Here is a 13,255-nt window from a genome sequence, read left to right on the forward strand (position 1 = left end):
ATTAATCGACAAAGCTTGCTTTTAAGATTAGCCATTTGACGCATAAAAGTGAATTGATTAATAATTGATGGTAACTTTCACTTTTTAAAGTGATTATTCGCTTCGCTCCATACATAGGAGCGTGGATTGAAATGGAGACGATACCTCCCATGTTAGCAATGACACGGTCGTCGCTCCATACATAGGAGCGTGGATTGAAATTTTGTGCAAATACGTTCAACGGGAGGAAGGCCTGTCGCTCCATACATAGGAGCGTGGATTGAAATAGGAAATGGCCGTGTCTTACGATAGTATGTCTGCGTCGCTCCATACATAGGAGCGTGGATTGAAATGGTAATCCATGGGTCGGGATGACTAACTGCTATGGTCGCTCCATACATAGGAGCGTGGATTGAAATAGTAACATCAAGAGAGGCAATCCGGGAATTGCAGTCGTGTCGCTCCATACATAGGAGCGTGGATTGAAATTCACTACTTATCAACTCCACTTGGATATTTAACAAGTCGCTCCATACATAGGAGCGTGGATTGAAATGTATTTGCTCCAAGCAAGTAACAGCGACCTCATAGTCGCTCCATACATAGGAGCGTGGATTGAAATTAGTTTTCGCGTCAAGGAACTAACGAACTCTTCGGGTCGCTCCATACATAGGAGCGTGGATTGAAATTCGATAATCTCTTCTAGCACTTCTTGTACTAGCATGTAGTCGCTCCATACATAGGAGCGTGGATTGAAATCCAATGAATACAACCGGTGTAGTGCACTCCTGTAGGGTCGCTCCATACATAGGAGCGTGGATTGAAATATTGTTGGATCGCTATATGGGTGGGTGCATAAAGAGTCGCTCCATACATAGGAGCGTGGATTGAAATTTTGTCCATATATGGCGCGTCCATCATCGGGAATTCGTCGCTCCATACATAGGAGCGTGGATTGAAATAGGAATGGAAACAAGGGTATCGACAGGAAGACAAGGTCGCTCCATACATAGGAGCGTGGATTGAAATACCACATTGCGCGCATACGTGGCGGCAGCCGCCAAGTCGCTCCATACATAGGAGCGTGGATTGAAATCCGCAAAGTCCGGCGCACTCATAACACTCCACTTGTCGCTCCATACATAGGAGCGTGGATTGAAATCGTATACCAATACGGAACAAATGAATTGGGAGACTCGTCGCTCCATACATAGGAGCGTGGATTGAAATACCTTATCGGATGCAGGAAGTCATCCTAACAAAGGTCGCTCCATACATAGGAGCGTGGATTGAAATTAGCAGGGTCCCACAGTCTGAATTTATTCTCACTGTCGCTCCATACATAGGAGCGTGGATTGAAATGTCTACACACTGCCGATTCCGCGGACAAACGTAGGTCGCTCCATACATAGGAGCGTGGATTGAAATTTCTGTCCATCGAAAGAACAGTGATGTCATTATCGTCGCTCCATACATAGGAGCGTGGATTGAAATACGCTGGACCAATTGGACACGTCGATCAAGGCGTCATGTCGCTCCATACATAGGAGCGTGGATTGAAATTTCTAGGTAGTGCAATTCGTACACTAGATTCAGTCGCTCCATACATAGGAGCGTGGATTGAAACATATCTATCCAATCCCAATCATCCTCGCTCCATACATAGGAACTTGGATTGAAATCGGTGCATCTGGTTTAGTGAATGATCGCGAGATTGGTGGCTCCATAAATAGGAACGTGGATTGAAATTGCAATAATGCCCGCCGTTTGAGTCAGTACGACCTAGGTGCTCCCTACGCAGACGTAGTTTGCAGTTTTATAGAGAGTGCCTGAATCATATCTGTCAGGCCAGCTCTCTTTACGGCACGATAATAAAAATATGACCCCCCGGGAGTGTGTAATTCGAATACCAAGCGGTAAACATCTCTATAAAAACTGACACTTCCCCATAAACAGGAGTATGACATTTAATCCATACTCCTGTTTGTTATCTCCTATCTTGTAAACCAACCCTCTTTTCGATTACAGATAACCTCATAATAAATTCACTCCAAACACATTTTTACAAAAAGTTCACTAATACCCTAGAAAATTTAGGGAATAAGCAAGGAGATTTATGAAATTTGTAGAATTACCATGATATGATTAGTTCTATATCCTTACAAAGGAGGGAACAATGCACTAAATTAAAATCAATCCAGTTTGTGATTAATCCCTAAAGGAGAGATCAAATGGAAGGATATATTGCTCATATAAGGGAGAGCGACAAGAAAATACAGACTGTTGCTGAGCACTTAACAGGCGTACAAGCTCTGGCAGAGGAATTTGGGAATAAAATAGGCGTGAAGCATATCGCCGGGCTTGCCGGTGTACTCCATGACATGGGGAAATACACTGAAGAATTTAAGGAATACATACTTATGGCTGTTTACCACCCGGAGATGCCTCCCAAGCGAGGTAGCGTAGATCATTCTACAGCGGGAGGAAAACTGTTATTTAAGTTGTTTCATGATCATACCAAGAATAGCTCCGATAAAGTGGATACTATGAACAAAATGATTTTAGCTGAGATCGTAGGTAATGCTATTATTTCTCACCATTCTTATCTGCAAGACTTCTTGAATCCGGATCTGGAATCCAACTACTTACGTCGTGTGAAAGAGAAGAATCTTGAAGAATTCGAGTGGTCTGAAACCAACTTTTTTAAGCAGGTTATGGATGAAACGAAGTTCCACGAGTATGTAGATCAGGCTGTAAAAGAATTGCATTCATATCTGCAAAAAGATGCTGGGACTAGTAGAGAGCAGCAACTTATGTTTCTGACTAAATTTATATTCAGCGCACTGATTGATGCAGATCGGACGAATACTCGTTGTTTTGAAGAGAACAAGCTGGATGAACCAGTCAATCATGAAGAACTGTTCGGAGTATTTTACGAGAGACTGATGAGTCAAATTGAATCTTTTGCAGAACAAGAAGGTTCTGATTCGCCGATTAATCGTCTAAGAAGAGAAATGTCAGATCAGTGTGACCAGTTTGCTGCCAAGGCATCCGGAATTTATACGCTGTCCATCCCAACAGGCGGTGGAAAGACACTGGCGAGTTTGAGATATGCGCTGAGGCATGCCAAGGAGTTTAAGAAAAAGCATATTATTTATGTCGTTCCTTACACAACAATTATCGAACAGAACGCCAAGGAAGTCCGCAATATTTTGCAAGATGAGGTTCATATTCTGGAGCATCATTCTAATGTAGTTGAAGAAGAACAAGAGGATGATGAACTCGAAGATGGTCTGATCAATATGCGGCAAAAGTTAAAGCTAGCTAAGGATAACTGGGATTCTCCTATTATCTTTACTACAATGGTGCAATTTCTAAATGTCTTTTATGCCGACGGGAGCCGGAACATTCGGAGATTGCATAACTTGAGTGAATCGGTAATTATTTTTGATGAGGTACAGAAGGTTCCGGTGTCGTGTATCTCTCTGTTTAATCAAGCGGTTAATTTTTTGAGAAACCATGCACGTTCCAGTATTGTCCTTTGTACGGCTACACAGCCTGAACTGGATTATGTTCAACACAAGCTGAACATCGAGCCGGAAGCTGAAATGATAGGCAATCTGAATCATGTTATCCAAGCATTCAAACGGGTGGATATCGTAGACAGGGCAACAGGTGAACAGTTTAATACGGATAAACTTGCTGATTTTGTTATGGAAAAGGTAGAAGAGGTCCAGAGTGTGCTCGTCATCCTCAATACCAAAACGGTTGTTAAAACCTTATATCAGAAGCTGCAGGACGAGGGTCTTCCAGTGTCTGTATATCATCTGAGCACTTCTATGTGCGCGGCTCATCGTAATGAGATATTGGCAGAAGTGAAAGGAAAGCTTAAGGATCAAAGCCCAGTCATTTGTATCAGTACACAGCTTATCGAAGCAGGTGTAGATGTAAGCTTCAAGTGTGTAATTCGTTCCTTGGCAGGATTGGATTCTATCGCTCAGGCAGCAGGGCGATGTAATCGGCACGGTGAGAATGATGTGCAGCAGGTGTATGTTATTGATCATGCCGAGGAGAAGCTGGACAGGTTGAAAGAGATTAAGAGAGGTAAGGAAATCTCAGCGAAGATTCTCGTGGATCTGAAGCGTGATCCGTCTTCTCATGGTGGTAGCCTTCTGTCTGTGCAGGCGATGGAAAGGTATTTTCAAGAATTTTATACGGAGTTTGAGTCTAGTCTGAATTATTTTATTCCCAAGCTTGGGGAGGATATGACGGATTTATTGTCGTCCCCTCGGATGGAAAATAAGTATTACCAAGCCTACCGTCAGAGACATCAAGAAGCATTGCCATTGTTCCTAGTTAACAGCTATAAGACTGCTGCGGAAAATTTCGAGGTCATTGATAGTCATACCACCTCTGTACTCGTTCCCTTTAGAGAAGGAGAAGAAATCATTACCGAATTAAACGGGCAGCAGAGTATTGAAGACCTTTCGCGTTTACTGCGCAATGCTCAACAATATACCATTAATATTTTTAGCCATGAGAAAGAAAAGTTAAGCAAAAGTAATGCTCTGGTAGCGTACCTAGATGGCAAAGTGTTGGCTCTTACTGAAGGGGCTTACCATGAGAATTATGGACTCAATCTGGAGAACGATAGTCCATTTGAATTGCGCATGTGGTGAAGCAACTAGAGATGCATAATTGGAAAGGAGGCTGAACACACAATGAGAAATGGAATCGAATTTAAAGTGTATGGAAACTATGCTCTTTTCACAGACCCACTAACCAAATTAGGAGGGGAGAAGTTAACGTACAGTGTACCAACTTATCAGGCGTTAAAAGGGATTGTTGAAGCTATCTACTGGAAACCGACCCTTTTGTTCGTAGTAGATGAGGTTCGGATTGTTAAAGCAATTCGGATGGAATCCAAAGGAATCCGTCCGATTGAATACGGCGGGGGAAACACACTGGCCAACTATACTTACCTGAAGGATGTATGCTACGAGGTTCGCGCCCACTTTGAATTTAATATGAACCGTCCAGAGTTAGAGCATGACCGCAACGAACACAAGCATCACAACATTTTGAAGCGTTCTTTAAATGTCGGCGGCCGTAGAGATATCTTTCTTGGGGCGAGGGAATGTCAGGCCTATGTAGAACCTTGTGTCTTCGGTGAAGAGCCTGGATTTTATGATAACTATGGTGAGATTCACCTGGGCAACATGGTTCATGGTATCAATTATCCTGATGAAACTGGAAGAGCGCAGATGGAGGTAAGGTTGTGGAATCCGGTGATGAGGGATGGGGTTATCCGTTTTATCCGACCGGAGGAATGTACGCAGGTACGTACAATTTCAGACATGCAACCCAAGCAGTTCAACGAGAATAATGTCCAATCCGCAGATGAACTACTGGCAGAGCTGGAATTGGAGGAAAACGCATGAGTTGGTTGCTGAACTTATACGAGACTTATGAGTCCAATCTGGACCGTGTAGGTATTATAGAGCGGAAAAATAATGAACGTGAATACACCCTGCTGCCTGTCTCTCATACCACCCAAAATGCGCATATCGTTGTGGAAATCACAGAGGATGGCGAATTTCATTCAGCTGATGTGATACCTAAAGAGGATATAAGTACACTGATTCCTTGTACAGAAGAATCCGCCAGTCGCGCGGGATCTAAGGTTGCTCCGTATCCCCTGCATGATAAATTAAGCTATGTAGCTGGCGATTTTGTCGCCTATGGCGGAAAGATTAAGAAGGAAGAACCTTTTGCTGCCTATATCAAAAATCTTGAAGAATGGGCAAATTCCGCTTACGCCTGTGCAAAGGTCAAGAGTATCTACAGCTATCTGAGCAAGCGCAGATTAATTCAAGATCTGGTAGAAGCAAAGGTACTATTCCTAGATGAGAATGAGCGGCTAATTGAAAAGTGGGACAAGAAATATGAAGACCAGCATGGAGAGAAGCCTAAGCTCTTTTCGCTGATCGCCGGTGAACAGGAAAGTGCATTTATACGGTTTAATGTTCATTCACCTAACCGGACGACGAAGAGTGTGTGGAAAGATCCCGAGGTCTATGATTCTTTTGTACGGTTCTACAGTCACCAGCTTGGAGCATACGACTACTGTTATGTATCAGGCAAACTGCTTCCTAGCACGGACAGACACGCCAATAAAATCCGAAATGCAGGAGATAAGGCTAAGCTTATTTCAGCTAACGATAATAGTGGTTTTACCTTCCGAGGACGTTTTACCCAGAGCAGTGATGCAGCCAGCATCAGTTATGAGGTTTCGCAGAAAGCGCATAATGCCTTGAAATGGCTAATTAACCGTCAGGCAAAGATCATTGATCAACGCGTGTTTCTTGTTTGGGGTAACAATGACCTTAATATTCCTGATCCAACAGAGGATTTCTTCAATCTTAACCCGGAAGCTGAGGCTATAACTAAAAGAATCAACGATACCAATGAGGTATTCGCACGAGAAGTTGCAAAAGCATTGAGCGGATACCGCAATAGTCTTCACACAGAAGATAAATCGGATGTCAATATTCTGGTGCTTGATTCTGCGACTACCGGACGCCTAGCTGTTCTCTATTATCGTAATATGGATAAGAATTTATATCTGGACAAGCTTATCGAATGGCATTCAACCTGTGCCTGGATGCATCGTTACCGTAAAAATGAGCAAGGAGAGACAGTGCTGTTCTACGGGGCGCCGTCCACCAAGGATATTGCTTTTGCCGCCTACGGTCCTAACGCTAACGATAAGGTTATCAAAGGACTTATGGAGCGAATGCTTCCCTGCATCGTAGATGGCCGTACCATCCCCGAGGATATTGTTAGAAGTGCTATTCATAGGGCTTCCAATCCTGTCGGAATGGAGAAATGGGAATGGGAGAAGACGCTCAGTATTACTTGTGCCTTGATTAACAAAAAGGAGAGATTTGGTATGCCACTGGAAACAGAGAACCTGGACCGAAGCTACTTATTTGGGCGATTGTTGGCAATAGCTGATGTGTTGGAAAGAAGGGCATTAGATGCCGATGAGAAAAGATCCACTAATGCTATCAGGTATATGAATTCCTTCTCCAGATATCCAGAGAGAACTTGGGGAATTATCCAGGCTGCATTACAGCCGCATCAGGCGAGATTGGGTGCGAAAGCTACCTATTACTCTAGTTTGATAGATGAAGTTGCATCAAAATTCACAACAGAAACCTTCAATAATACCGCGTTATCAGGTAAATATTTGCTCGGTTTTTATAGCCAGCGGCATGAGTTATACAAAGGCAAAGACAAGAACAAAGAATCTAAAGAGTCTGAAGAAACTTCTAACTAAAAAGGAGAAATGAATAATGACTACATTGGATCATAAAATTGATTTTGCTGTTGTACTGTCTGTAACTAAGGCTAATCCCAATGGCGATCCGTTGAATGGTAACCGTCCGCGCCAGAACTATGATGGCTATGGAGAGATTTCGGATGTGGCGTTGAAGCGGAAAATCAGAAATCGTCTACAAGATATGGGTGAAGCTATTTTCGTGCAGTCTAATGATCGAAAGTCCGATTCTTTTAATAGTTTGAGAGAGCGTGCAGAAGCTAATTCCGAATTGGAAAGAATCTTCAAGGCGAAAGCTAGTTCTAATGATGAATTCGCCACCATTGCCTGCCAGGAGTGGCTTGATGTGCGCAGCTTTGGCCAAGTATTTGCTTTTAAAGCAGATAGTAAAGGTTCTAGCGTATCTGTCGGTGTCAGAGGCCCGGTATCCATTCATACCGCAACGAGTGTTAGCCCAATTGATATCACAAGTCTGCAAATCACCAAAAGTGTGAACTCTGAACCGGGAAAAGACCGGGGATCAGATACGATGGGAATGAAGCACCGTGTGGATTTTGGAGTCTATGTGTTCTATGGCAGCATCAATACCCAATTGGCTGAAAAAACCGGATTTACTAATGAGGATGCTGGCAAGATCAAGGAGGCGTTGCGAACCTTATTCGAAAATGATGTGTCTTCGGCAAGACCAGATGGCAGCATGGAGATACATAAGTTGTACTGGTGGGAACACAGTTCCAAACTGGGGCAGTATTCTTCCGCAAAAGTACATCGAGCACTTCAGGTAAAGGCAAAGGTTGAGGAGCCTAAACGTATTGAGGATTTTTCCATTGAACTATATCCGCTGGAAGGCTTAAAAGCCGAAGAACTAAATGGACTATAATGAAGACGAAGCATTAATGCTCTCCGGAATACAGCATTTTCAATTTTGCAAACGCCAATGGGCATTAATTCATATCGAACAACAATGGGAAGAGAATGTGAAGACCGTTGAAGGACAGCATCTGCATCGCAACGCGGATCAGCCTTTTACAAGGGAGAAGCGGGGAGATAAGCTTGTTGTCCGTGCGATGCCGGTTAGATCGGGAGAACTGAATATATCGGGTATATGTGATGTAGTAGAGTTCGTAAAAGATGACGCAGGTGTCCCCATCAATGGTGCTGAAGGCAAATACCTTGCCTTCCCGGTCGAATACAAACGGGGCAAGCCCAAGGTCAATGAAGAAGATATTTTGCAATTGGCCGCACAAGCGATGTGTTTGGAAGAAATGCTGCTGTGTGATATACCGACAGGATATATTTTTTACAATGAGATCAAACACAGAATTGAAATACAGCTTACCCCGGATCTCAAATATAGGGTTAAGGCGATTGTGGAGGAGATGCAAGACTACTACCGTCGTAGACATACTCCTAAAGTGAAAACGGGTCCTTTTTGCCAGAGTTGCTTACTTCAGCATATTTGTTTGCCCAAGTTAATGAATAAACAGACCGTAAAAAGTTATGTTGAAGGGAAAATCAAGGAATGAAAAAACTTCAGAATACGTTATATATCACCCAACCCTCGGTCTATTTGTCGCTCGATGGAGATAATATCGTCCTTCTGAAGGACGAAGAGAAGCTTGGCAGGATGCCTCTACATAACCTAGAGTCGATTGTCGCTTTTGGCTATGTCGGGGCGAGTCCAGCCTTGATGGGTTATTGTGCGGAGCGGAACATATCGCTGATGTTCTTGACGATGAACGGAAGATTCCTTGCCAGAGTGATTGGGCCAAGCAAAGGGAATGTAGTGCTGAGAAAAAAACAGTATCTTCTCTCAGAGGATGAGCAGTCGTCTGCACGGATCGCCCGGAATTTTATTATAGGTAAAATCTACAATCACAAATGGATGCTGGAGCGGATGACCCGTGATTATCCCTTGCGCATTGATGTTGAGCAATTTAAGGAGACTTCGGGCCATTTATCTTCTATTATGCTTGAGGTGAGGGCTTGTGAAGAGCTCGACCGTTTGCGAGGATTGGAAGGACAAGCTGCGGTTAGCTATAACCGAATGTTTGATCAGATGATTTTACAGCAGAAAGAAGATTTCTATTTTCACTCCCGCTCCCGGAGACCGCCGCTGGACAGTGTGAATGCTATGTTGTCTTTGGCCTATACTCTACTGGCTCATGATACTGCTTCAGCGCTGGAGGCTGTGGGGCTGGATGCCTACGTAGGCTTTCTGCACCGGGACAGACCGGGCCGGGCATCGCTAGCTCTGGATTTGATGGAGGAATTGCGAGGGATTGTCGCAGATAAGTTTGTGCTTTCACTGATTAATAAGAAGCTGGTGCGTAAAGAGGATTTTGTGAAAAAAGAGAACGGAGTTGTCATCATGACTGATGAAGCTCGAAAGAAATTTCTCACTGCGTGGCAGACCAAGAAGCAAGAGAGCCTTACTCATCCTTATTTGGGGGAGAAAATAACTTGGGGGCTCGTCCCGCACGCGCAGGCATTGCTGTTGGCTCGTCATTTGCGGAATGACCTGGACGAGTATCCTCCTTTTTTATGGAAGTAGGTGTACGATTTGCTGGTATTAATTACTTATGATGTGAAAACATCCAGTAGTGGAGGCCAAAGCCGATTGCGAAGAGTCGCCAAAGTCTGCCAGAATTACGGGCAGCGAGTCCAACATTCCGTATTTGAATGTGTCGTTGATGCGACACAGTTTGCTGAACTAAAGATTAAACTGAAGAATATCATTGATGAAACAGAAGACAGTTTGCGATTTTATCAGCTGGGTAACAACCATAAAAATAAAGTTGAACATGTAGGGATTAAGGAGTCTCTCGATCTCGAAGGGCCCCTGATTCTCTAGTGCGAATGTGAAGCTCCCATAAAATCCCCGGGTCCTCCGCACCAAATTTATTACATTATTTGTATAAAAATATTGAAGAAACAGAGTCTAAGGTGTTTCCTTTGAGAAGAATAGGGGATTTTTACCCATAAAAAGGTCAATTACCCTTTTTTATGGGTAAAAATCGCTGTCGCTCCCCACGCGGGAGCGTGGATTGAAATGAATCTCTAACCGCACTGTATATCCACGTAGTCGTCGCTCCCCACGCGGGAGCGTGGATTGAAATTTGAGTCTCCCACCAATCTTACCGCTGTAGCGAGGGTCGCTCCCCACGCGGGAGCGTGGATTGAAATTCATAACCCCCGCAGCCTTAGAAGCCTTTAGAGGTCGCTCCCCACGCGGGAGCGTGGATTGAAATTAAATCTCATTTCAGGGTGCCAGTAAATATGTCGTCGCTCCCCACGCGGGAGCGTGGATTGAAATACTAGTCCAACGATGCCAGGCACTCAAGGATTATGTCGCTCCCCACGCGGGAGCGTGGATTGAAATCGGGTTTGTGATAAAGGTACCATTATCTAAGGCTGTCGCTCCCCACGCGGGAGCGTGGATTGAAATAGATAGCAGAAAATAGTTGTTTTCGGACGTTTAGTCGCTCCCCACGCGGGAGCGTGGATTGAAATCGTACTGGAGGTTTGACGAAATCCCTACGATTAGTCGCTCCCCACGCGGGAGCGTGGATTGAAATCGTACGCTTACGCTTTCTGTCCGCCATGATTTCGGTCGCTCCCCACGCGGGAGCGTGGATTGAAATATGTATCTTTTGGGTATCAACTCAGGCTTGCGGGGTCGCTCCCCACGCGGGAGCGTGGATTGAAATATGGAGCATTAATCAAACGGAGGAGGAGTTTTGGTCGCTCCCCACGCGGGAGCGTGGATTGAAATCATTAGGGAGATAGAAAAGAGTCAGATTGGAAATCGTCGCTCCCCACGCGGGAGCGTGGATTGAAATTTGAGCAGACAGGATTGTCCATCAGCCCAGTAATGGTCGCTCCCCACGCGGGAGCGTGGATTGAAATAGAATATCCAGTTTGATCAGAATATTCCGATATCCGTCGCTCCCCACGCGGGAGCGTGGATTGAAATTGGCCTGCTCTCGCTTAGCGGCGTATCTAGGGGCGTCGCTCCCCACGCGGGAGCGTGGATTGAAATATCACGAATACCACTATAGAAGCGCCAAGCGGTGGTCGCTCCCCACGCGGGAGCGTGGATTGAAATCACAAGGAGGTGATAATACATGGGCGAGTTGATGTCGCTCCCCACGCGGGAGCGTGGATTGAAATAAGTTCCCCCGAACGAATCGACGGAACGATGTAATGTCGCTCCCCACGCGGGAGCGTGGATTGAAATGATGGATCAGAAATGTATTCGACACTCTTAAGAGGTCGCTCCCCACGCGGGAGCGTGGATTGAAATTTACTATACATAGTCGTACCTTCATTGATTTATTGTCGCTCCCCACGCGGGAGCGTGGATTGAAATAGTTCAGCTACGCCTTTCTTCATTTCATTCATCAAGTCGCTCCCCACGCGGGAGCGTGGATTGAAATTTGTATTTCTTGCCTATCTCATGCTGAGTCATATGTCGCTCCCCACGCGGGAGCGTGGATTGAAATGTTATCACTGACCCTATGAGCGTGGATCTGACCGGTCGCTCCCTACGCGGGAGCGTGGATTGAAATGATCACTAGAGTGTTGAATATAGTTGGTATAACTTGTCGCTCCCTACGCGGGAGCGTGGATTAAAATTGCTCAGCGCGGTAAGCACACGACAGGAATATTGTCGCTCCCTACGCGGGAGCGTGGATTGAAATCTTCTGGCTTTGTTGGTGTACTCGGTACGGTTGGATGTCGCTCCCTACGCGGGAGCGTGGATTGAAATTGGTATCCCGGTAGAGCAGGGTGGTATACAAGGTATGTCGCTCCTTACGCGGGAGCGTGGATTGAAATTCGAAGCGCAGCGCTCTTACCTGCAGCTGATCGTGGTCGCTCCCTATGCGGGAGTGTGGATTTAAATAACATATATATAATATAAACCCAATAGGTGACTTACAGTCGCTCCCTATATGAAGCATAAATACTGCCAGAGAAATCACTTCATCCCGTAACCAAATGGATGGATGAGAGACACCAAGACCACTGAGTAATAACGGGAAATATGGACCTCTGTCAAGAAAGTGGACAGTCACGCAACGGATTTTTTAGTAAATTGCTGTGCAAAGCGAGCGGGAGAGAGATACCCTAACGCACCGTGCATTCGTTTGCGGTTGTAGTAAAATTCAATGTACTGAAAAATGGCATTGTAAGCCTCTTCCTTGTTTTTGAAACGAGGATTACAGTAAATGAGCTCTTTCTTTAAAATACTGTGCCAAGACTCGATGCAGGCGTTATCGTAACAGTTTCCTTTGCGACTCATGCTGGATTCCATCTCGTAGGTTTTCAGTTGCTCGACGTAATCCTTAGAAGTATATTGAGAACCTCGGTCGGAGTGGTGCAAGAGCTCTTTGCCTGGTCGCTTCGCTGCGTAAGCAGCCCGAAGGGCGTCCAGAACCAGACTGGTCTCCATATGGTCGTACAACCGCCAGCCTACGATTTCGCGCGTACATAAATCCATGACGCTGGCCAGGTACAACCGGCCTCCCCGGCAAGGGATGTATGTGATGTCCGTGACCCATACTTTATTGGGTTTGAGCACTTTAAACACTTGATTCAGCGTGTTGGGAGCGATCGGGTTATTATGTTTAGAGTTCGTCGTCTGTACGCGGTAAGATTTAGACACGACGGAGCGAAGCCTCATTTGCCGCATGTATACACTCACCGTGCGTTCAGTCACGGTATAGCCTTCTTGGTGCAACAGACGGGTGATTTTCGGACTTCCATACCGCATCTTATGATCCGTAAAATGATACTGGATTCGCTCCATGATCGCTGCTTTGCGACGTTTCTGTGCGCTGGTTTTTCCCATCCGCCACTTATAGTAACCGCTCCTTGACACGTGTAAGGTATCGCACATCTTCTCCAAGCGAAACTCGGAGCGATGATTCT

At 45.1% G+C, this 13,255-nt stretch carries 8 protein-coding genes and 2 CRISPR repeat arrays; of the genes, 7 read left to right on the forward strand and 1 reads right to left on the reverse strand.

What is annotated here, in order from left to right:
* The first annotated feature begins 101 nt into the window (after positions 1 to 101).
* Positions 102 to 1,728: direct repeats of the CRISPR family, unit length 32 nt; unit sequence GTCGCTCCATACATAGGAGCGTGGATTGAAAT.
* A gap of 482 nt (positions 1,729 to 2,210) precedes the next feature.
* Genes cas3 through cas2 form a run of 7 tightly spaced genes read left to right on the forward strand, consistent with a single transcriptional unit; the run spans position 2,211 to position 10,175 of the window.
* Positions 2,211 to 4,658 carry a CRISPR-associated helicase Cas3' gene (gene cas3 / locus ACFORK_RS20460; RefSeq protein WP_379202397.1) on the forward strand — a complete coding sequence of 816 codons (2,448 nt, stop codon included), beginning with the start codon at positions 2,211 to 2,213 and terminating at the stop codon, positions 4,656 to 4,658.
* Between the two features lie 42 nt (positions 4,659 to 4,700).
* Positions 4,701 to 5,420 (forward strand): type I-C CRISPR-associated protein Cas5c, encoded by a 720-nt coding sequence (cas5c, locus tag ACFORK_RS20465; protein WP_379202399.1) that lies wholly within the window; start codon positions 4,701 to 4,703, stop codon positions 5,418 to 5,420.
* Complete coding sequence (cas8c, locus tag ACFORK_RS20470; protein ID WP_379202401.1) at positions 5,417 to 7,321, forward strand: type I-C CRISPR-associated protein Cas8c/Csd1; 1,905 nt, start codon at positions 5,417 to 5,419, stop codon at positions 7,319 to 7,321. Before cas5c ends, cas8c begins: the two co-directional genes overlap by 4 nt.
* A gap of 16 nt (positions 7,322 to 7,337) precedes the next feature.
* Entirely contained in the window at positions 7,338 to 8,201 is an 864-nt protein-coding gene (cas7c, locus tag ACFORK_RS20475) for a type I-C CRISPR-associated protein Cas7/Csd2 (protein WP_379202403.1), read from the forward strand.
* On the forward strand, positions 8,191 to 8,847 hold the full coding sequence (cas4, locus tag ACFORK_RS20480) for a CRISPR-associated protein Cas4 (protein WP_379202405.1): 657 nt from the start codon (positions 8,191 to 8,193) through the stop codon (positions 8,845 to 8,847). Before cas7c ends, cas4 begins: the two co-directional genes overlap by 11 nt.
* Positions 8,844 to 9,875 carry a type I-C CRISPR-associated endonuclease Cas1c gene (cas1c, locus tag ACFORK_RS20485; RefSeq protein ID WP_379202407.1) on the forward strand — a complete coding sequence of 344 codons (1,032 nt, stop codon included), beginning with the start codon at positions 8,844 to 8,846 and terminating at the stop codon, positions 9,873 to 9,875. Before cas4 ends, cas1c begins: the two co-directional genes overlap by 4 nt.
* A 9-nt stretch (positions 9,876 to 9,884) precedes the next feature.
* Positions 9,885 to 10,175, forward strand: a complete 291-nt coding sequence (gene cas2 / locus ACFORK_RS20490) for a CRISPR-associated endonuclease Cas2 (protein ID WP_379202434.1) — start codon at positions 9,885 to 9,887, stop codon at positions 10,173 to 10,175.
* 168 nt (positions 10,176 to 10,343) lie between these two features.
* Positions 10,344 to 12,227: a CRISPR direct-repeat array (repeat unit 32 nt; unit sequence GTCGCTCCCCACGCGGGAGCGTGGATTGAAAT).
* 168 nt (positions 12,228 to 12,395) lie between these two features.
* Here cas2 and ACFORK_RS20495 read toward each other — a convergent pair.
* On the reverse strand, positions 12,396 to 13,255 hold an 860-nt coding region (locus ACFORK_RS20495), incomplete at its 5' end, for an IS3 family transposase (RefSeq protein WP_379202409.1).

The organism is Paenibacillus sp. GCM10012306 (genome assembly GCF_042649265.1).
GTDB lineage: Bacteria > Bacillota > Bacilli > Paenibacillales > Paenibacillaceae > Paenibacillus_AQ.